Below are 20553 nucleotides of genomic sequence, written 5' to 3' on the forward strand. Positions count from 1 at the left end.
GTGGCGGTCAATCAGGCCCTGGCGCAGGGCCAGTGACACCACCGGCAGGCCAGGGCGGGGGCTTTAGCCGCCCTTCTTCGCGCGCTTGCCGGCGCTCTTCTTGCTGCGCGTGTGCGAGCCACGTTCCAGGCTCACGCGCTGGCCGCGGTGCGTGGTGACGGTGACACCGCTCGGAGCGGCGGGACGCGGGGTGGCCTTGCGGTCGGCTTCGGTAACGATCTTGTTGCCCATGGTGGCTCCAGTGAAAAAAGAATCAACCCTCGATTAGGCCACAAGCGCCGTGGCTGGCAGCCCGTCTGGCGAGTCCGCCAGGCAAGGTTCAAAGAAAAAGCCGCCGCGCGGAGGGTGCGCAAAGCGGCTTGTTCAAGTGGCTTGGTGTCCTTTTGCTCGAACCCCGCGAGGGATTGGCAAAGGTGACGAGCCTGATCTCGGCACTGGTCACAACAGTTAGGGCTGCTTGGTTCCCCACCTGACCCAGTTGGCCGTGCTTCCATGCGAGGAGGCCCGTCACAACGAATTCTAACCCAGGCCGAAGAGGCGGCCCGGGCCCCGACCAGGAAATCCGGCGCTCTTAGCGCAGTTGCAGGTCGTCGTCGCCAAAGCGCACGTTGATCGGCTCGATCAGCACCTGCTTGCTGGCGCTGGCCTCGACCACGCCGGCGACGATCGCATCCACGCCCTGGGCCTTGGCGATCTCGACGGTGCGCTCGGCGTCCCCGGCCTTCACGAACAGCGCGAAGCCCGCGCCCATGTTCAGCGTGGAATAGGCCTCGCGGTCGTCTTGCTTGGCGTGCTGCTGGATGAACTTCAGCACCGGCGGCACGGCGGGCACGCTGTGGATGCGGTAGCTCAGGCTGCTGGGGTGGCGCAGCAGCTTGCGCCAGCCGTGGCCGGTGATGTTGGCGCAGTAGTGCATGGTCACGCCGGCCTTGGCCAGCGCTTCGGTGACCGGGCTGTACAGCGTGGTCGGCGCCAGCAGTGCTTCGCCGTAGCTGAGGCCCGGCTCGACTTCGGTCAGGTAGCCTTGCGGCAGCCGCTCCACCAGCTTGCGCGCCAGGCTCAGGCCGTTGGCATGAATGCCGCTGGAGCTGAGCAGCACGATGGCGTCACCGGCGCCCAGTGCGTCGCCCACGCTGAGGCGGGTCTTGGGGTTGATGATGCCGGTGCAGGACGCAGCCAGGTCGATGCGGCCACTCTCGACAATGCCGGCCAGTGCCGGCGTTTCGCCGCCGCCCCAGGCCACGCCGCACACGTCGCAGGCCTTCTTCCAGCCTTCGACCAGGGCTTGCGCGCGTTGCGCGTCGGCGAACCAGTCGCTGCCACCGGCGGCCCAGTAGGCCTGCACGACCAGCGGCGTGGCGCCGACGGTGATCAGGTCGTTGACCGCCATCGCAATGGTGTCCTGCGCAATCCCGGCGTAGTAGCTCTTGCCGGTCACTGCCTTCATCTCGTCGGCCACCAGGGCCTTGGAGCCCAGGCATTCGACGATGCTGGCCAGGTAGAACGGACCCACGTCGACCACGTAGGCCGATTCGCCGCGCGAGGCCGGCACTTCGCTGAAGCCGTGGCCGGCGAGGTGGCCGGCGGTGGCGGCAGCGGCGCGCTGCGCGGCGACCTTCAGCGGGTCGATCAGATCGTAGTTGACGCCGGCCTGCTCGTAGCTGAGGGTGTCGGCGGCGGGGCTGTGGGAAGCGGATGCGGTCATGGGTCGGGATTATCCGACAGCCGCGGACCGCACCCGCTTGGTGGCCGGAGGCCTGCCAGCCTCCGGCCACCGGGGTCAGCGCTTGTTCTGCGCCGGCACGCCGGTCACGCGCACCGGGCTGCTGAAGCCCTTGCGCATGGCTTCGGCCATCTTCGCCGCCGTCATCTCGAGCTGCTTGGCGGCCAGATCCAGCCCGGCGCGCTGCAGTTCAGGGTCCGACAGCTTCGCGGCTTCGGCCATGGCCAGCGCGGTGGCCAGCGAGCGCACCAGCGGGTCCCAAGGGCCCACCGGGCCATTGCCGGTCGGGCCGCCGCCGTCGACCATCACGCCCCAGCTGACCCAGGTGCCCTTCTGGTAGCGGCCTGGGTTCACCTTGATGCCGCCGCCACCGCCGGTGCTCTGGTAGAACGCAAAGGCCACGCCGGTGCTGCCCGCGCCGGTGTGCAGGTGGGTGGTGCTGACGCTGTCGCTGCCAGCCGGGGCCTGCACCATCACGCGCCAATCCATGAAGGGCACAGCGTGGATGGTGTCGTAGGCAGACACGGTCTCGACCGCGGCGCTGGGCACGAAGCCGGTTTCGTTGGCGGCGTTGGTCAGTTCGGCATCCGGCGAGATGGTCACGAAATCGTCGTCGACGAAGGTGCCTTGCGCCACGTCGAAGGCGTCGACGAAAGTGCCCTTTTCGCCATTGCCGCGGCCGCCACCGGGCAGGTACCAGGCGGTGGCCTGCACGTCGCTGCCTTCTACTTCGATGTTCAGGCTGGGCGAGAAGCTCACGCCGGGGCCGCCGGCGGCCCCGGTGACTGACCAGAAGGCGAATTGCGCCGTCTGGTCCTGGCCGTTGCTGTCCTGCCAGCTGATGTTGGACGAAGCCCAGGCCTGGTAGCCGCCGGGGTTGTCCACTTGGGTGGACAGTGGCGCGACCAGGTCCAGCGCGGCGCTGCCGTGGCCGCGGCGGCCACGTGAAAGCCAGGTCACGTAACGGGTGTGCACAGTGCTCATGTTTGTCTCCAAAAAAGGGTGCAGCGCATGGTCTGGACCCTGTCTGGGCGGTGGCGCTGCGGGCTGCCGCGAGCGGCGACAGCTGCGCTCATCGTGCGCCGCGGGCCTTCCGGCCTGCCACCCTCCGATGGGGGTTCATGAGGACCAAAAACGCGGGTGTCGCATGCGGCACGGCGGGTCAACCCGAATGCCCGCGGCGTGTCCGGCGCCCCGGTCGGCGGGCTGGCCGGCCAACCTTAGAATGAGCGGATGAGTTATGTCGTCCTGGCGCGCAAGTACCGCCCCCGCAGCTTCGAGGAAATGGTCGGCCAGGACCATGTGGTGCGCGCCTTGACGCACGCGCTGGAGCAGCAGCGGCTGCACCATGCCTACCTGTTCACCGGCACGCGCGGCATTGGCAAGACCACGGTTTCGCGCATCCTGGCCAAGAGCCTGAACTGCACCGGGCCGGACGGCACCGGTGGCATCACTGCGCGGCCCTGCGGCCAGTGCACCGCGTGCCGCGAGATCGACGCCGACCGCTACATCGACTACATGGAGCTGGACGCTGCGTCCAACCGCAGCATTGACGAGATTCGCGAGCTGATCGAACGCTCCGCCTACAAGCCCACCGTCGGCCGCTTCAAGGTCTTCATGATCGACGAAGCCCACCAGCTGACCAAGGACGCGTTCAACGCGCTGCTGAAGACGCTCGAAGAGCCGCCCGAGTACCTGAAGTTCGTGCTGGCGACGACCGACCCCGAGAAGATGCTGCCGACAGTGCTGAGCCGCTGCCTGCAGTTCAACCTGCGGCCCATGGCGCCGCAGACGGTGCTGGAACACCTGACCCGCGTGCTGGAGGCCGAAAGCGTGGCGGCCGAGCCGGGTGCGCTGCGCCTGCTGTCCCGCGCCGCACGAGGCTCGATGCGCGATGCGCTGTCGTTGACCGACCAGGCAATTGCCTACGGCGGTGGTCAGCTGCAGGAGCCCGCCGTGCGGGCGATGCTGGGCACGGTGGACCGCAGCCATGCGCTGCGGCTGGTCGGCGCGCTGGCGCAGCGTGACGGGAAAGCGGTGCTGGCGGAGGTCGAAGGGCTGCGCGCGCAAGGGCTGTCGGCCGCGGGGACGCTGGAGGAGATCGCTCGATTGCTGCAGCACATGGCCGTGGAGCAGGCGGTGCCCGGCGCGCTGGACGAGACCGACCCGGACATGGAAGCGCCGCGCCAGCTGGCACCGCAGCTCGCGCAGGACGAAACCCAGCTGCTTTACAGCATGGTGCTGCACGGCCGCGCCGAACTGAGCCTGGCGCCTGATGAATACGCCGGCCTGGTGATGGTGCTGCTCCGCTTCCTGGCCTTTCCATCTGCTGGTGGCGAAGGGCGCGTGCCTGCTGCGCCTGCGGTCAGGCCGACCGCGGCGCTGGTCGCATCGCCGCAGGTGGCCTCGACCTCGGTCAGCCCGCCGCGGCCTGCGGTCGCCAGTGTGCCCACGCCTGCGCCTTCCCCCGCCTCTGTGGCCACCAAGCCTGCCGCGGCGCCGGCTGTTGCGCCCCCGCCTGTTGTGGCACAACCGCCAGCCGCGGTGCCCAAGCCGGTTTCCGTTGCCAGCCATCTGGCGCCGCCCGTTGCAGTGCCCGCGGCGCCGCCCAGCCGTGCATCGCTGGCCCGAAAGCCTTCTGCTATCGACGAGCCGCCGCCTTGGATGGACGAGGCGCCATTCGAAGGCGAAGCCGCGCCACGCGTGGCGGCCAGGGCGCTGCGCGCGGCTGAACCTGAACCCGAGCCTGCCGCCCCGCGCGGCCCGGCCTCCGCCATGGCCTCGCGCCTGGCGCAGGCGCGGGACGCTGCGGCACAGCGCGAGCGCGATGCGGGTGACGCCTTGATGGTCGCTGAACCGCTTGGTGAGGCCGAGGACTTCGACGAAGCACCGCTCGCCCGCCCTACGCCCGCGCCGGAGCGTGACCTGGCATTGCTGCGCGTGCCGCGCACGGCACTCGGTGACCAATGGGCCGAGGCGGTGGCGGGCATGTCGGCCAGCGGCAGCCTGGTGGCGCTGGTGCGTGCGCTGGCCATGCAGGCCGAGCTGATCGCGCAGGTGCCTGCGGGCGAGGAGGGCGCAGTGCGCTGGTCGCTGCGCGTGGAGCGCGAGACACTGCGCGCGCCACCGCTGGTCGAGAAGCTGCAGGCCGCGCTGCGCAACTGGTCCGGCCAGGCTGAGCTGGTGCTGGACGTTGCGTCTGGCGTGGCGCTGGATTCCCCTGCGCTGCGCGATGCCGAACAGGCCAGGCTGCGCCAGCGCGAGGCCGAACTGGTGGTCCAATCACATCCTTTGGTGCAGTCGCTGCTGGCCCAGTTCAGCACCGCCCGCATCGTGCCCGGCTCGATCAAGCCGACCTGATGATCTGTCTGCGCCGGGGCGTCCGAATGCCCCGGCTTTGCTCCGTACTCCGAAAGAAAGGATCTCCCCATGATGAAGGGTCAACTCGCCGGCCTGATGAAGCAGGCCCAGGCCATGCAGGACAACCTGCGCAAGGCGCAGGATGAGCTGGCGCTGATCGAGGTCGAAGGCCAGTCCGGCGCCGGCCTGGTCAAGGTCGTGATGACCTGCAAGAACGACGTCAAGCGCGTGACCATCGACCCCAGCCTGCTGGCCGACGACAAGGACATGCTGGAAGACCTGGTGGCCGCGGCCTTCAACGACGCGGTGCGCCGCGCCGAGACGCTGAGCCAGGAAAAGATGGGCAAGCTGACGGCCGGCATGCCGCTGCCACCCGGCATGAAGATGCCGTTCTGATCAGCGAGGAACGCGTGATCCTGCGGGACGGGCGCCGGGCCGCCCCAAGCCGGCCCGCAGTCCCCTCGGGGGACCGGCCGACGCACCCGTCGGACGAGGGGTTGACACTCCTGCGGGACGGGCGCCGGGCCGCCCCAAGCCGGCCCGCAGTCCCCTCGGGGGACCGGCCGACGTTCCCGTCGGGCGAGGGGTGGTCACTGCCGTGAGTCAAACGAGGCTTGACGCGCTGATCGAGGCGCTGCGTCGTCTACCCGGTGTCGGCGTCAAGTCGGCGCAGCGCATGGCCTTCCACCTGCTGCAGCACGACCGCGAGGGTGCCGAGCAGCTGGCCGAGGCGCTGGGCGGCGCGCTGCGTGCGGTGCACCACTGCGAGCGCTGCCACACCTTCACCGAAGCGGCAATCTGCGACATCTGCAGCGACGAGTCGCGGGACGCGCGGCAGCTGTGCGTGATCGAGAGCCCGGCCGACCAGGCCGCGCTGGAGCGCACCGGCAGCTACCACGGCTTCTACTACGTGCTGATGGGCCGCATCAGCCCGCTGGACGGCATCGGCATCAGCGAGCTGGGCGGGCTGTCCATGGTGCAGCGCGCGCTGGATGGCAAGGTCGAGGAGGTCATCCTCGCGACCAGCTTCACGGCCGAAGGCGAGGCCACCGCGCATGTGCTGGCCGAAGGCCTGAAGGCGCAGGGTGTGCGTGTCACGCGGCTGGCGCGTGGCGTGCCGGCGGGCAGCGAATTGGAATATGTGGACCTGTCCACCATCGCGCATGCGATGGTGGACAGGCGCTGACGGACGCGCCTGGCCAGGCTCAGCGCTGCGCGACCCGCACAGGCTTGGCAACCGTCTTCACATTGCGAGTTGCCGGGGCCGGCTTGGTTGCACGAGCCGTGGCGGTACGCGCATTGGCCGTGCTCGCCACTCGCGTTGCAGCACGCTGCGATGGCGCGGCCTGCGGCACGAAGACCACATAGGACACGCCGGGCTTGAATTTCGCGGCCGCAGTCACCTTGTTCCAAGCTGCCACCTGCACGGCGCTGACGCGGTAGCGTTGTGCCACTGCGGCCACGCTGTCCCCCTTCTTGCCGGCGCGCAGCGTCATGCGGCGCAGCGGCGGCACATCCGGTGCCAGGGCCATGGTCGCGTTGTCGGCCAGGGCTTCGGGCACGTCGGCCTCCAGCTTGGCACCACGCGGCACCAGCAGCGTGGAGCCGGCCTTGACCAGCATGCGCGGCGGAATGCGGTTGACCTCGCGCAGCTGCGCTTCGCTCATGCCGACCTGCCTGGCCACTTCGCCCGGGTGCAGCGTGCGCGGGGCCTGCCAGGCGGTCCAGCTGGCCAACTGGCCGCGGAAGGCGCGCAGGTTGTCGGCGAACAGGTTGGCGTTGTCGTAGGGCAGCAGTACCTGCTCGGTGCCGGCGGCGAGGATCACCGGCTTGTTCATCTGCGGGTTCAGCTGCTTGAACTCTTCCAGTGGCACGTTGGCCAGCTTGGCGGCCAGCGCCACGTCCATGTCGCGCTCGATCGGCACGCTGAGGAAATACGGGTGGTTCTTCAGCGGCGGCAGTTGCACCGCAAACTGCTCGGGCTTCGAAACGATGTTCTTGATCGCCTGCAGCTTGGGCACGTAGTAGCGGGTTTCGTCCGGCATCTTCAGGCTGGCGTAGTCGGTCGGCAGGCCGGCCTTCTCGTTGCGCGCGATGGCGCGCTGCACATTGCCTTCGCCCCAGTTGTAGGCCGCCAGCGCGAGCTGCCAGTCGTTGAACATGGTGTGCAGCCGGTCCAGGTAGTCCAGCGCGGCGCGGGTCGAGGCCAGCACGTCACGGCGGTCGTCGCGGAAGATGTTTTGCTTGAGCGCGTAGTCCTTGCCGGTGGCGGGCACGAACTGCCACATGCCCGAGGCCTTGGCGACCGATATGGCCTGCGGGTTGAACGCGCTTTCGACAAAGGGCAGCAAGGCCAGCTCGGTCGGCATGTGGCGCTTTTCCAGCTCGTCGACCACGTGGTAAAGGTAGCGGCCGCCGCGCTCGGCCATGCGGCGCATGTACTCGGGCTTGGCGGCATAGAACTGCTCGCGACTGGCGACCAGTTCGCCTTCGAGGTCCGGCATGGCGTAGCCGTTGCGGATGCGCTGCCAGAGGTCTTCCTGGGCGGTGAGCGCCAGTGGGTCGATCGGGGTGCTGGGCGCCAGCGGGTCGATTGGCCGCACATCGCTGGCCGAATCCGATCCCAAGGCTTCCAGGTTCAGGCCGGCGACCGGGCTGGGGATGGCAGAGACGGTTTGGTTGCTGTCGTCATTCCTCAGCTGGGCCGCTGCCGGGACGGCGGGAACAGCGAGGGCGGGCGTGCGCGACAGGCGCTGGGCGACGGGGCCGCTGGCACTCGACCCGCTGGCCGGGTCGGCAAAGTCAGGGGTGGCGCAGCCTGCCAGCAGGGCGCTCGTTGCCGCCATGAAGCCGAGGATTGTTTTGTTCATCTGAAGACGTTCTTCCATTCACGCAAGGCGGCAAAGGCCGACAGCGGGTCGTGCACCGAGGCGTCGTGTTGACGCGCGGAAGCCATCACCGCGGGCTGTTCGGACCGCAGGAAGGGGTTGATCGCTTGCTCGGTCGCAATCGTCGAAGGCAGCGTGGGCCGACCCGCGCGGCGCAGCGTTTGGCAGTGTTCGACGTAGGCGGCCAAGGCCGGGTTGGCGGGCTCCACGGCCTGCGCAAAGCGCAGGTTCGAGAGGGTGTATTCATGGGCACAGCAGACCCGGGTGTTGCCGGGCAGGGCGCTGAGCCTGTTCAGTGAGTCGTGCATCTGCTTTGGAGTTCCCTCGAACAATCGACCGCAGCCACCGGAGAAAAGCGTGTCGCCGCAAAACAGCAGCGGCGCCTCGGCGCCGCTGGCAGCAAGAAAGTAGGCGATGTGCCCTGAGGTGTGCCCCGGGACGTCCAGGACCTCGAAGCAAAGGCCCTGCCAACACGCTTGTCCGCCCTGATGCATGCGTGTGACGGGCACCGGCATCGTTTCGCTGGCGGGGCCCCACACGGAGCCTTGCAGTTGTGGCATCAAGGCCGCTACGCCGCCAACGTGATCGGCATGGTGATGGGTCACTAGAATGCCGGTCAGCACCAGATGCTGCGCCGCGAGTGCTTCCTGCACAGGCGCAGCATCACCCGGATCGACGACGAGCGCTTGTCGGCCGTCGTGCAGCATCCAGATGTAGTTGTCGGTGAAGGCAGGCAGTGCGACCAGTTTCATGACAGATGAGGCCCGGATTATAGAGTTGACACACTGGCTGGAAACCCCGCCGGGGCGCTATCTGCTGGACTGGGAGCAGGCCCGCGTCGACGAAGCGGTGGCTGACCTGTTCGGCTTTCACGCGCTGCAGCTGGGCCTGCCGCAAATCGACGCCTTGCGCTGCAACCGCATGCCGCAACGTTGGCTGGCTGGCTTGCCCTCCGGCGATCCGGCGCTCCCCAGGCTTGGGATTGAACGTCAATCGGGGGCCATCATGCTGGATACCCCTGACGGTACGGTGGCCAACCCGGGCCTGCTGTCGCTGCGCCAGCCTTCGCTGTTCTGCGAACCGGAGGCCTTGCCCTTCGAGGACCGCAGCCTGGACCTGGTGGTGATGCCGCATACGCTGGAGATGGCGGCCGACGCACACCGCACGCTGGCCGAGGTGGCCCGCGTGCTGCGGCCCGAAGGGCGGGTCGTGATCTCGGGCCTGAACCCGGTGAGCCTGTGGGGACTGCGCCAGCGCGGCGGCCGGGTGCGGCACTGGCTGGGCGCACGCGAGCGGCCGCTGTTCCTGCCCAGCGAGGGCGAGTTCATCGGCTACTGGCGGCTGCGCGACTGGCTGCGCCTGCTGGGCATGGAACTGGAGATCGGGCGGCTGGGCTGTTATCGTCCGCCGCTTTTGTCGCCGCGCTGGCTGGCGCGATTCGGCTGGATGGAAAGCGTGGGTGGCCGCTGGTGGCCGGTCCTGGGCGCCGTCTACTTCGTCGTCGCGGTCAAGCGGGTGCGCGGCATGCGCCTGATCGGCCTGGCGCGCAACGAACGCAAGGCCAAGCAGGCCGCGCCCGCGGCCGTGGCCAACCGGCAGGGCCAGGCCAGCGACCCGCGGCGACCTTCCTGAAGAAACAAGACATGAGCGATGTGACGATCTACACCGACGGTGCCTGCAAAGGCAACCCGGGCCCGGGCGGCTGGGGTGCCTGGCTGCGTGCCGGCGAGCATGAAAAAGAGCTCTGGGGCGGCGAGAAGCTGACCACCAACAACCGCATGGAACTGACCGCGGTGATCCAGGCGCTCAGCACGCTGAAGCGCCGCTGCACGGTGGCCATCTACACCGACAGCGAATACGTGCGCAACGGCATCATGACCTGGATCCACGGCTGGAAAAAACGAGGCTGGCGCACGGCCGACGGCAAGCCGGTCAAGAACGTCGAACTCTGGCAGGCACTGGAAGCGCAAGTGCTGCAACACGACGTGACCTGGCACTGGGTCAAGGGCCACGCAGGCGACCCAGGCAACGAGCGCGCCGACGCGCTGGCCAACCGCGGCGTGACCTCGTCGTCAAGCTGAGTCGGGGTGGTTCCCGAAGAGGCAAAACAGGGCGGCATCAGCCGAGCGCCGGGCCGGCATGAGCTGGATGACGGCCCGCTTGGCGGGTGGGGCTCCATGTACTCACAGAGCCGGGGGCCCCATTCAGCCGCCGATGTAGTGCATCTCGACGCGGCGTTCCGCTTCTGTGTCGGTGCTGTTCAGCGCTCTAAGCTCCGAATAGCGGTCATTGCGGCCTTGCCAGATCGCCTGGATGCGCTCGGCAAGTGCCGCGTCGGAACCGCCTTCGCGCAGCAGTTGCCGCAGGTCGTACCCGCGGCTGGCGAACAGGCAGAGGTAGAGCTTGCCTTCGGTCGACAGCCTGGCGCGGTTGCAATCGCCGCAAAATGCCTGGCTGACACTGGAGATCAGGCCGATTTCGCCGCGGCCGTCGGCATAGGCCCAGCGCTGCGCGGTTTCGCCGGGCGCGTTGGCGGGCAGCGGCTGCAGCGACCAGTGTGCCGACAGCCGTGCCAGCAGTTCGGCCGAGGGCAGCACTTCGTCCAGCTGCCAGCGGTTGGTGGCGCCCACGTCCATGAACTCGATGAAGCGCAGCGTGACCAGCGGGCCGTAGTGCTCACGCATGTGGCGGGCCATCGGCACGACCTGATGGTCATTGACGCCGCGCTTGACCACCATGTTGACCTTGATCGGTCCCAGGCCGGTGGCCAGTGCGGTGTCGATGCCGTGCAGCACATCGGCCACGGGAAAGCCCACGTCATTCATGCGCTGGAACACGCCGTCGTCCAGTGCGTCCAGGCTGACGGTGACGCGGCGCAGACCGGCGTCGCGCAGGGCTTGCGCCTTGCGGGCCAGCAGCGAGCCATTGGTCGTGAGCGTGATGTCCAGGGGCTGGCCGTCCGGGCTGCGTAACTCGGCCAGTTGCCCCACCAGGTTTTCCAGGTGCTTGCGCAGCAGGGGCTCGCCTCCGGTCAGCCGCAGCTTGCGCACGCCCAGCAAAGCGAACTGCCGCGCCAGCCGCGAGATCTCTTCAAAGCTCAGCAGCGCTTCATGCGGCAGGAATTGGTAGCGCGAATCAAAGACTTCCCGCGGCATGCAGTAGCTGCAGCGGAAATTGCAACGGTCGGTGACCGAGATGCGCAGGTCGCGCAGCGGGCGCTGCAGGCTGTCCAGCACCAAGCCATGTGAAGCTGCGGCGACGGGCGCCACGGCAGGTGGTGCCAGGTCGCGCCAGTCGGCCACAGGAATCACGCGTTTGGACATCGTCACATTGTGCCCGTGCATTGCAAGGTCGGCGGCTGCGAGGGGCATCGCGCGGGAAGCGATGAAGACAAAGGCCCGCATCTGCGGGCCTGGGCGGTCTTGGATGAGCGAGGGTGGCTCAGTGGCGGTCGGTGGGGGCCACCGTGACCGGCTCGGCCGCGCCGATCTGCGGCACACGGCGCGCGCCATTGAAGCGTTTGGCCCAGTAGGAGTAGTGCATGTCCTCGACCCGCACCTCGCCGCCAGCGCGCGGAGAATGAATGAACTTGCCGTCGCCCACGTAAATGCCGACGTGCGAGAACGCATGGCGCAAGGTGTTGAAGAACACCAGGTCGCCTGGCTTCAGGTCCGATTCCTTGACGGCCAGCAGGCCTGGGGCGCGGGCTTGTTCGTCTGCACGGCGCGGCAGCACCAGGCCGATGCTGTTCTCGAAAATGTGGCGGGTGAAGCCAGAGCAGTCGAAGCCTTCTTCGGCGGAGGTGCCGCCGCGGCGGTAGCGCACGCCAATGAAGTTCATGGCCGACAGCACCAGGTCGGATGCTGTGTCGCGCACCTGCGAGAGCAAGGAGTGTTCGCCATTGCTGCCAACGACCGGCAGCATGCCGCGCTCTTCCAGCAAGCGCATGACAGGGTCAGGATTGGCGGCGTCAGGGGCGGCTTGGGCTGCCTGGCTCGCAAAGAGCAGCATCAGCAGCGAAAACAAGCACAACAAGACGAGTCGGGGACTCGGCTGGCTGACCCGGCCAGCGGGGAACTCGTGGGAATGCACGCGACGGAGAATAGACAAGCCCGTCGGGGGTGTCAAGCCGAAAAAGCCAGGAAAAGTCATGCCTGACAAACCTTTAGCATGGACTGCCGCAGCGTTTTGTCACCAACGGCTTGTTGACCTGCGGGCCTGAGCTTGGCAGAAGAAGTCATGTTTTTGCTGCACTGCACAGCAAAACGGGGCCGATCGGCCCCGTTTTGAATGTGAGCCCGGTTTACCCGGGCGCCGACCGGCTTCAGCGGTGTGTCAGAGCACCTCGGAGGCAAAGTCCGCCAGGCGCGAGCGTTCGCCTCGGGCCAGCGTGATGTGGCCCGAGTGCGGCCAGCCCTTGAAGCGGTCGACTGCGAAGGTCAGGCCGGACGAGCCTTCGGTGAGGTAAGGCGTGTCGATCTGTGCCAGGTTGCCCAGGCAGACGATCTTGGTGCCCGGGCCCGCGCGGGTGATCAAGGTCTTCATCTGCTTGGGCGTCAGGTTCTGCGCCTCGTCGATGATGACGAACTTGTTCAGGAAGGTGCGGCCGCGCATGAAGTTCAAGCTCTTGATCTTGATCTTCGAGCGCACCAGGTCGTTGGTCGCGGCGCGGCCCCATTCGCCGGCCGAGTTGTCGCTCTTGGCCAGCACTTCCAGGTTGTCGTCCAGCGCGCCCATCCATGGGCCCATCTTTTCTTCCTCGTTGCCGGGCAGGAAGCCAATGTCTTCACCCACAGGCACGGTGACCCTGGTCACGATGATCTCGGTGTAGCGGCGGTCTTCCATCACCTGGCTCAAGCCCGCGGCCAGCGTCATCAGCGTCTTGCCGGTGCCTGCGGTGCCGGTCAGTGTGATGAAGTCGCACTCCGGGTCCATCAGCAGGTTCAGTGCAAAGTTCTGCTCGCGGTTGCGTGCAGTCACGCCCCAGATCGAGTTCTTGGCATGGGTGTAGTCGCGCAGTGTCTTCAGTACGGCCGTCTTGCCGGTGATCTCGTTGACGCGCGCGTACAGCGGCGCTTCGCCCGGCACTTCCAGGAAGACGAACTGGTTGACCATCAGCACCGGCACCAGCGGGCCGCTGATGCGGTAGAAGGTGTGGCCGCCCTGGTTCCAGCTTTCCATGGTCTTGCCATGGCGCTCCCAGAAGTCCGCCGGCAAGGCCATCACGCCGGTGTAGAGCAGGTCGCCGTCTTCCAGCGTCTTGTCGTTGAAATAGTCCTCGGCAGCCAGGCCCATCGCACGGGCCTTGATGCGCATGTTGATGTCCTTGGACACCAGCACGACCTCGCGCTCCTTGCTGTGCTGCTCGCGCAGCGACTGCACCACGCCCAGGATCTGGTTGTCGGCCTTGCCCTGCGGCAGGCCGGCCGGCAGTTTGGCGTCCAGGAAGGTGGTCTGGAAGAACAGCTTGCCGCCGGCTTCGCGGTGGCCGGTCTTGGCCAGCGGCACACCTGCAGCCGGGTCCAGGCTGTCGCCGGCCAGCGCATCGAGCTCGCGGCTCACCTGGCGCACATTGCGCGAGACCTCGCTCATGCCCTTCTTGTGGCCATCGAGCTCTTCGAGCGTGATCATCGGCAGGTAGATGTCGTGCTCGTCGAAGCGGTAGATCGACATCGGGTCGTGCATCAGCACGTTGGTGTCCAGCACGAACAGCTTGGCCGGGCCGGTGTGGCGCGGCTTGCGGGGTTTGGATTGGGCCGCCGGGCGAGCAGGGGCGGTGCTCTTCTTGGCCACGGCCTTCGTGGGCATGCCGGTGGGCGCGGCGGCAACCGGCGCCGGGTCGGAGCGCAGTTCGAGTGCTGACGTGCGTTCGTCGGCCGCCGGTGCGGCGGCCTTGGTGGGCTGGCGGGAGGGCTTGGGTGCTGCCTGGGTGTCGTAAGCGGCAGCGGGGAGGAAGGATGCGCGAGAGGCAGGGGGCTTGGGCAGAGGCATGGACAGCGGTGATTGGATCGAAAGCAGGTTCAGAAACAAAAAAGCCGCACAGGAAGCTGTGCGGCTTTTGGCTGGATGCGCGACGCGTTGATCTCGGGCATGAACCCATTATGCACAACTCGCCGGCCCTGGAAAGCGGCTTGCGCCGCTGGCTTTCAGGCTGCTGTTTTCAGTTCCTTCAGCGCCTTCAGTACCTCGTCCACGTGGCCCGCGACCTTGATGCCGCGCCACTCGGCGCGCAGCACGCCTTTTTCGTCGATCAGGAAGGTGGAGCGTTCAATGCCCTTGACCTTCTTCCCATACATGATCTTGTTCTTGACCACGCCAAACATGTGGCAAAGCTTTTCTTCGGTGTCCGCAATCAGCTCGAAGGGCAATTCAAGGTTTTGCTTGAACTTGTCGTGCGAAGCCATGTTGTCGCGCGACACACCAAATACAACCGCACCAGCCTTGACAAATTCCTTGTGCTGGTCGCGGAACTGCATGGCTTCGGTCGTGCAACCGGGCGTGTTGTCCTTGGGATAGAAATACAGGACCACGGCCCGACCGTGAAACGCCTGCGGGGTGAACTTCACACCGCCGGTGGCTTGCGCTTCAATTTCCGGAAGATGTTTATTGAGGGCTGGCGTCATGAGGATCGTGTCTTCTAGCGGGCGCCCCGGGAGGCATCACTCGGCATTATAGATTGAAGCGGACATATTCCTGGCTCCGGCTCGCACCAGAATGTCTCGGGGTCAGCCCTGAATCGAGCTTCAGGCGGCCGGCGCCAACAGGATTGCGCCCACCACCTTGCGGCCCTCGTTGACCAGCACGTTGTAGGTGCGGCAGGCGGCGCCGGTGTCCATGGTTTCGATCCCGATGCGCCGCTCGATCAGCGCGCGGTACAGCTGCGGCGGGACAAACGACAGCTTGGGCCCGCTGCCGAAGATCACCAGTTCGGGCTGCAGCGTCAGGATCTGCTCGAAGTGCGCAGCGGTCAGTTCGGCCGGCGAGTTGGCATGCCAGGGCTGGACTTCGCCGTGCCAGGGCACCAGCACGCTATGCGTGAACGGCGTCTGGTGCACCCACAGGCGGTCGGCATCAAGCCGGGAGATGGCATTCACGCCTTCGAGTTGATCGGGCTGGAATTTCAATCGACTTCCTTTGGGGCGTTGGGGGTGACCTGAGCGGCCAGCGGCAGATGGCAGCGTGGGCTGCGGCTACGTGTTTCGGCAGGCTTGGCTTCGCTTGTTGCGAAGGCCTCGGAACAGGCCTTTTCACAAGGTGTCTATGGTTAAATTATAGGTTTCCCCATAGGAGACAACGGTTTGAAACCGATTGCCAAGTCCAGCAAGCTCGCCAACGTTGGCTACGACATCCGTGGCCCTGTGCTGGACAAAGCCAGGCAGATGGAGGAAGAGGGCCACAAGATCATCAAGCTGAACATCGGCAATGTGGCCGCGTTTGGCCTGGAGCCGCCCGACGAGATCGTGCAGGACATGATCCGCAACCTGCCCAATGCCGCCGGTTACACCGATTCCAAAGGCCTGTTTGCGCCGCGCAAGGCGGTGGTGCACTACTGCCAGGAAAAGAAGATCGCCGGCGTCACGGTGGACGACGTCTACCTCGGCAATGGCGCCTCCGAGCTGATCTCGATGAGCATGAACGCGCTGCTGGACAGTGGCGACGAAGTGCTGATCCCGTCGCCCGACTACCCGCTCTACACCGCGGTGGTCTCTCTCTCGGGTGGCACGCCGGTGCACTATCACTGCGACGAAGGCTCTGGCTGGCTGCCGGACCTGGCCGACATGCGCGCCAAGATCACGCCGCGCACCAAGGCGCTGGTGCTGATCAACCCCAACAATCCCACCGGTGCGCTCTATCCCGACGAGATCCTGCAAGGCATGGTCGACATCGCGCGCGAGCACGAGCTGGTCGTCTTCTCCGACGAGATCTACGACAAGACCTTGTACGACGGCGCCACGCACACCAGCATCGCCTCGCTGGCCGACGACGTGCTGTTCCTGACCTTCAACGGCCTGAGCAAGAACTACCGTTCCTGCGGCTACCGGGCAGGGTGGATGATCGTCTCGGGCAACAAGAAGCGCGCCAAGGACTACATCGAGGGCCTGAACATGCTGGCCTCCATGCGCCTTTGCGCCAACACGCCTGGCCAACTCGCGATCCAGACCGCCCTCGGCGGCTATCAGAGCATCAAGGACCTGGTGGCGCCTGGCGGCCGGCTGGCACGCCAACGCGACTTGGCCTACGAACTGCTGACCCAGATCCCGGGCGTCAGTGTCGTCAAGCCCAAGGCAGCGCTGTACATGTTCCCGCGGCTGGACCCGAAGCTCTACCCCGTCGCCGACGACCAGCAGTTCGCCTACGAACTGCTGGCCGAGGAAAAGGTGCTGATCGTGCAGGGCACCGGTTTCAACTGGATCGCGCCGGACCACTTCCGCGTCGTCTTCCTGCCCAACACCGACGACCTCACCGAAGCCGTGGGCCGCATCGCCCGCTTCCTTGACGGCTATCGCAAGCGACATTCCGCCTGAGTTTTTTCCACGAGCATTGTTTTCATGAAACCCATCCAGGTTGGCCTGATTGGCCTGGGCACCGTCGGTGCCGGCGTCTTCCACGTGCTCTCCCGCAACCAGGAAGAGATTCGCCGCCGGGCCGGCCGTGGCATCGAGCTGATCGCCGTCAACCGGCGCAACCTGGACCAGGCCCGCGCCATCGTCGGCGACAAGGCCGAGGTCGTCGCCAATGCGCGAGACATCATTGCGAACCCGGCCATCGACATCGTCATCGAGCTGGTCGGCGGCACCACGCTGGCCAAGGAACTGGTGCTCGAAGCCATTGCCGTCGGCAAGCACGTGGTCACGGCCAACAAGGCGCTGCTCGCGGTGCACGGCACGGAGATCTTCGCAGCGGCCCATGCCAAGGGCGTGATGGTCGGCTTCGAGGCGGCTGTCGCCGGTGGCATTCCCATCATCAAGGCGCTGCGCGAGGGCCTGACCGGCAACCGCATCGAATGGATCGCCGGCATCATCAACGGCACGACGAACTTCATCCTCAGCGAGATGCGCGACAAGGGGTTGGACTTCGCCACCGTGCTGAAGGAAGCCCAGCGCCTGGGCTATGCCGAAGCCGACCCGACCTTCGACATCGAAGGCGTGGACGCCGCGCACAAGCTGACCATCATGAGCGCCATCGCCTTTGGCGTGCCGGTGCAGTTCGCCAAGGCCCACATCGAGGGCATCACCCAGTTGCAGGCGACCGACATCCGCTACGCCGAGCAACTTGGCTACCGCATCAAGCTGCTGGGCATCACGCGCCGCAGGGACAGTGGGATCGAGCTGCGCGTGCACCCGACGCTGGTGCCCGCCAAGCGCCTGATCGCCAACGTCGAAGGCGCAATGAATGCCGTGGTGGTGCAGGGCGATGCCGTCGGCACCACGCTGTACTACGGCAAGGGCGCAGGCGCCGAACCCACCGCTTCGGCCGTCGTGGCCGACCTGGTCGACATCACCCGCCTGCACACCGCCGACCCGGACCACCGCGTGCCGCACCTGGCCTTCCAGCCGGATGCGCTGGCCGACACGCCCATCCTGCCGCTGAGCGAAGTGCAGACCTCGTTCTACCTGCGCCTGCGTGTGGCCGACGAGCCGGGCGTGCTGTCCAGCATCACCACCATCCTGGCCGAGCACAACCTGTCCATCGACGCGGTGCTGCAACGCGAGTCCAACGAAGGCGAGAAGCAGACCGACCTGATCATCCTGACCCACGACACGCTGGAAGGCCGCATGCGCGCCGCGCTGGCGCAGATGCAGGCCCTGCCCACCGTGCTGGCGCCCATCGTCAGCATCCGCAAGGAAGAGCTCGCCTGAGCCGGACAACGCCCATGCTTTACATCAGCACCCGCGGCGACAAGACCGAGCGCCGCTTCTGCGAGATCCTGCTCGAAGGCCTGGCGCCCGATGGCGGGCTCTACCTGCCTGTCGTCTACCCGAAGGTCGACAGCACGACGCTGGCGCGCTGGCGCGGCCTGTCGTATGCAGAACTGGCCTTCGAGATTCTGTCGCTCTACATCGACGACATTCCTGCCGGCGACCTGAAAGCCTTGGTCCACAAGACCTACACGCCGGCCGTGTTTGGCAGCGAAGCCATCGTGCCACTGCGCGCGCTGGGCGACAGCGGGCTACAGATCGAAGCCCTGTCCAACGGGCCGACGCTGGCCTTCAAGGACATGGCGATGCAACTGCTGGGCAACCTGTTCGAGTACGAACTGGCGCGCCGTGGCGAGCAGCTCAACATCCTCGGCGCCACCTCGGGCGACACCGGCAGCGCGGCCGAATACGCGATGCGCGGCAAGCGCGGCGTGCGCGTCTTCATGCTCAGCCCACATGGCCGCATGAGCCCGTTCCAGCAGGCGCAGATGTTCAGCCTGCAGGACGAGAACATCCACAACATCGCCGTGGAGGGCGTGTTCGACGATGCGCAGGACATCGTCAAGGCCGTGTCGAACGACCTGGCCTTCAAGCGCCAGCACAAGATCGGCACCGTCAACTCGATCAACTGGGCGCGCCTGCTGGCGCAGGTCGTCTACTATTTCGCCGGGTACTTTCAAGCGACGAAGCAGGACAGCGAGCAGGTCAGCTTTGCCGTGCCCTCGGGCAATTTCGGCAACGTCTGCGCCGGCCACGTCGCCCGCATGATGGGCCTGCCGATCAAGCAGCTGGTCGTGGCCACCAACGAGAACGATGTGCTGGACGAGTTCTTCCGCACCGGCACCTACCGGGTGCGTGGCAGCGCAGACACCTACGAGACCAGCAGCCCGTCAATGGACATTTCCAAGGCCTCGAACTTCGAGCGCTTCATCTTCGACCTGCTGGGCCATGACGCAGGCGCGGCAGAGCGCACCCGCACGCTGTTCCGCGAAGGCAGCTTCACGCTGTCGGCCGCAGAAAAAGCCCGCTTCGCCGAGTTCGGATTTGTCTCCGGCAAGAGCACGCATGCCGACCGCGTGGCGACCATCCGTGCCACCTGGCAGCAGCACCACGACATGATCGACCCGCACACGGCCGATGGCGTGAAGGTCGCCGCCGAGCATGTCGAAGCCGGCGTGCCGATGATCGTGCTGGAAACCGCGCTGCCGGCCAAGTTCGCGGAGACCATCCGCGAAGCGCTGGGCCGGGAGCCGAGCCGGCCCGCGGCTCTGGCCGACATCGAACTGCTGCCCAAGCGCTTCACAGTGATGAAGCCCGACGTTGCCGCAGTCAAGTCCCTCATCGAGCAGCATTGCGCCTGACCGCCATGAGCACCACCGCTGCCCACCCGCCGATGATGACCCTGGACGAGGCGCTGCAGCGCCTCACGTCTGCTGCGGCCCAGCACCGCCTGCAGGCGCAGGAAGCCGTGCCGACCGCGCAGGCGCTGGGCCGTGTGCTGGCCTCGCCGGTGCAGTCCACGCTGGACGTGCCGCCGGCTGACAACAGCGCGATGGACGGCTACGCAGTTCGCTTCGCGGACTTGTTGCCGGGGGCGGACGGCGCGGCGGTGCTGCCTGTCAGCCAGCGCATTGCCGCAGGTGCACCTGGCCAGCCGCTGGTGCCCGGCACCGCGGCACGCATCTTCACCGGCGCCCAGGTGCCAGCCGGTGCGGACACGGTGCTGATGCAGGAGATCTGCGAAGCCCTGCCGGCTGCAGTGGACGTGGCGGGTGACGTGGCGCGAGTGCGCATTTCGCTCGCTGCGCAGCCCAAGCTCGGGCAAGCCATACGCCGGCGTGGCGAAGACGTGGCGCTGGGCGCCACGGTGCTGCGAGCCGGCGCGCGGCTCACGCCGCAGGCGCTGGGCCTGGCTGCGGCGGTAGGCCTGGCCGAACTGCCGGTGCTGCGCCGCCCGCGCGTGGCGCTGTTCTCGACCGGCGACGAACTCGCCATGCCTGGCGAGCCGCTGAAGCCCGGTGCCATCTACAACTCCAATCGCTTCACGCTGCGTGCACTCCTGCAGGCGGCCGGCTGCGAGGTGCAGGACCTGGGCATCGTGCCCGACCGGCTGGACGCGACACGCGCCGCGCTGCGCACCGCCGCGAAGGACGCGGACCTGATCGTGACCTCCGGCGGCGTTTCCGTTGGCGAGGAAGACCACTTGCGCCCGGCCGCCCAGGCCGAAGGCCGGCTGGACCTGTGGCAGATCGCCATCAAGCCCGGCAAGCCGCTGGCGTTTGGCGCCATCCGCCGTGGCGACGACGATGCCAGCGGCGAAGCCTTGTTCATCGGCCTGCCGGGCAACCCGGTCTCCAGCTTCGTGACCTTCCTGGTGACGGTGGCGCCGGTGCTGCGGGCGCTGCAAGGCATGCCGGCCACGCTGCCGCAAAGCCTGCCGCTGCGCGCCGCCTTCGACTGGCCCAGGGCCGACAAGCGGCGCGAGTTCCTGCGGGTGCAGATCACGCCCGAAGGTGAACTGGTGCTGTTCGACAACCAGGGCTCGGGCGTGCTCACCTCCACCGTATGGGCCGATGGCCTGGTGGACAACCCCGCCGGCCGGGCGATTGTGCGCGGCGACACCGTGCGCTTCCTGCCGCTGGCCAGCCTGATCGCGGCGTGA

The 20553-nt window shown here is 67.0% G+C and carries 19 protein-coding genes and 1 other RNA gene; 9 read left to right on the top strand and 11 right to left on the bottom strand.

What is annotated here, in order from left to right; all coding sequences use genetic code 11:
• Window positions 1–63: 63 nt before the first annotated feature.
• The 4 genes from AC3WR5_RS32215 to AC3WR5_RS32230 form a co-directional block, all read right to left on the bottom strand.
• Window positions 64–231 (bottom strand): hypothetical protein, encoded by a 168-nt coding sequence (locus tag AC3WR5_RS32215; RefSeq protein ID WP_170200925.1) that lies wholly within the window; start codon window positions 229–231, stop codon window positions 64–66.
• 181 nt (window positions 232–412) lie between these two features.
• Window positions 413–509, bottom strand: an RNA gene (gene ffs, locus AC3WR5_RS32220) — signal recognition particle sRNA small type.
• A gap of 62 nt (window positions 510–571) precedes the next feature.
• Window positions 572–1705, bottom strand: a complete 1134-nt coding sequence (locus AC3WR5_RS32225; RefSeq protein ID WP_492489853.1) for an AIR synthase-related protein — start codon at window positions 1703–1705, stop codon at window positions 572–574.
• A gap of 75 nt (window positions 1706–1780) precedes the next feature.
• Window positions 1781–2707, bottom strand: coding sequence for a hypothetical protein (locus tag AC3WR5_RS32230; protein WP_492489855.1), 927 nt, complete (start codon window positions 2705–2707; stop codon window positions 1781–1783).
• 249 nt (window positions 2708–2956) lie between these two features.
• Between AC3WR5_RS32230 and dnaX the strand changes: the two genes are divergently transcribed.
• The 3 genes from dnaX (at window position 2957) to recR (ending at window position 6269) form a co-directional block, all read left to right on the top strand.
• A complete protein-coding gene (gene dnaX / locus AC3WR5_RS32235) occupies window positions 2957–5083 on the top strand; it encodes a DNA polymerase III subunit gamma/tau (RefSeq protein WP_492489857.1) in 2127 nt (708 codons plus the stop codon).
• A 69-nt stretch (window positions 5084–5152) separates the two neighbouring features.
• Window positions 5153–5479 carry a YbaB/EbfC family nucleoid-associated protein gene (locus AC3WR5_RS32240; RefSeq protein WP_141289860.1) on the top strand — a complete coding sequence of 109 codons (327 nt, stop codon included), beginning with the start codon at window positions 5153–5155 and terminating at the stop codon, window positions 5477–5479.
• A 202-nt stretch (window positions 5480–5681) separates the two neighbouring features.
• Window positions 5682–6269: a recombination mediator RecR gene (recR, locus tag AC3WR5_RS32245; protein ID WP_141289861.1), complete on the top strand. Its 588-nt coding sequence runs from the start codon at window positions 5682–5684 to the stop codon at window positions 6267–6269.
• Between the two features lie 19 nt (window positions 6270–6288).
• Here recR and AC3WR5_RS32250 read toward each other — a convergent pair whose 3' ends face one another.
• The gene (locus tag AC3WR5_RS32250) at window positions 6289–7953 is read right to left on the bottom strand and encodes a transglycosylase SLT domain-containing protein (RefSeq protein ID WP_492489859.1); all 1665 of its coding nucleotides are present in this window, start codon (window positions 7951–7953) and stop codon (window positions 6289–6291) included.
• A complete protein-coding gene (gloB, locus tag AC3WR5_RS32255) occupies window positions 7950–8723 on the bottom strand; it encodes a hydroxyacylglutathione hydrolase (RefSeq protein ID WP_492489861.1) in 774 nt (257 codons plus the stop codon). Before gloB ends, AC3WR5_RS32250 begins: the two co-directional genes overlap by 4 nt.
• On the opposite strand from gloB, the gene AC3WR5_RS32260 reads away from it, so the two are divergent.
• Together AC3WR5_RS32260 and rnhA are read left to right on the top strand one after the other, a co-directional pair.
• Window positions 8722–9603, top strand: a complete 882-nt coding sequence (locus AC3WR5_RS32260) for a class I SAM-dependent methyltransferase (RefSeq protein WP_492489862.1) — start codon at window positions 8722–8724, stop codon at window positions 9601–9603. The genes gloB and AC3WR5_RS32260 overlap by 2 nt on opposite strands.
• Window positions 9604–9614: 11 nt before the next feature.
• Window positions 9615–10052, top strand: a complete 438-nt coding sequence (gene rnhA / locus AC3WR5_RS32265) for a ribonuclease HI (protein ID WP_141287681.1) — start codon at window positions 9615–9617, stop codon at window positions 10050–10052.
• 123 nt (window positions 10053–10175) lie between these two features.
• Here rnhA and moaA read toward each other — a convergent pair whose 3' ends face one another.
• The 5 genes from moaA to AC3WR5_RS32290 all read right to left on the bottom strand — a co-directional run bounded on the left by moaA (window position 10176) and on the right by AC3WR5_RS32290 (window position 15095).
• Complete coding sequence (gene moaA, locus AC3WR5_RS32270) at window positions 10176–11294, bottom strand: GTP 3',8-cyclase MoaA (protein ID WP_492489865.1); 1119 nt, start codon at window positions 11292–11294, stop codon at window positions 10176–10178.
• Window positions 11295–11412: 118 nt separating this feature from the next.
• Window positions 11413–11919 (bottom strand): C40 family peptidase, encoded by a 507-nt coding sequence (locus AC3WR5_RS32275; protein WP_375140575.1) that lies wholly within the window; start codon window positions 11917–11919, stop codon window positions 11413–11415.
• A 387-nt stretch (window positions 11920–12306) separates the two neighbouring features.
• A complete protein-coding gene (locus AC3WR5_RS32280; protein WP_492489867.1) occupies window positions 12307–13962 on the bottom strand; it encodes a PhoH family protein in 1656 nt (551 codons plus the stop codon).
• A gap of 155 nt (window positions 13963–14117) precedes the next feature.
• Window positions 14118–14594, bottom strand: a complete 477-nt coding sequence (locus tag AC3WR5_RS32285) for a peroxiredoxin (RefSeq protein WP_141287685.1) — start codon at window positions 14592–14594, stop codon at window positions 14118–14120.
• Between the two features lie 120 nt (window positions 14595–14714).
• Entirely contained in the window at window positions 14715–15095 is a 381-nt protein-coding gene (locus AC3WR5_RS32290) for an Mth938-like domain-containing protein (RefSeq protein WP_141287686.1), read from the bottom strand.
• Window positions 15096–15269: 174 nt separating this feature from the next.
• Between AC3WR5_RS32290 and AC3WR5_RS32295 the strand changes: the two genes are divergently transcribed.
• The 4 genes from AC3WR5_RS32295 to AC3WR5_RS32310 are packed head-to-tail and all read left to right on the top strand — an operon-like array spanning window position 15270 to window position 20553.
• Entirely contained in the window at window positions 15270–16496 is a 1227-nt protein-coding gene (locus AC3WR5_RS32295; RefSeq protein ID WP_492489869.1) for a pyridoxal phosphate-dependent aminotransferase, read from the top strand.
• 24 nt (window positions 16497–16520) lie between these two features.
• The gene (locus AC3WR5_RS32300) at window positions 16521–17831 is read left to right on the top strand and encodes a homoserine dehydrogenase (protein WP_492489871.1); all 1311 of its coding nucleotides are present in this window, start codon (window positions 16521–16523) and stop codon (window positions 17829–17831) included.
• Window positions 17832–17845: 14 nt separating this feature from the next.
• A complete protein-coding gene (gene thrC, locus AC3WR5_RS32305; protein ID WP_492489873.1) occupies window positions 17846–19252 on the top strand; it encodes a threonine synthase in 1407 nt (468 codons plus the stop codon).
• 5 nt (window positions 19253–19257) lie between these two features.
• The gene (locus AC3WR5_RS32310) at window positions 19258–20553 is read left to right on the top strand and encodes a molybdopterin molybdotransferase MoeA (protein ID WP_492489874.1); all 1296 of its coding nucleotides are present in this window, start codon (window positions 19258–19260) and stop codon (window positions 20551–20553) included.

This window comes from Ideonella sp. FW305-24, assembly GCF_058788035.1.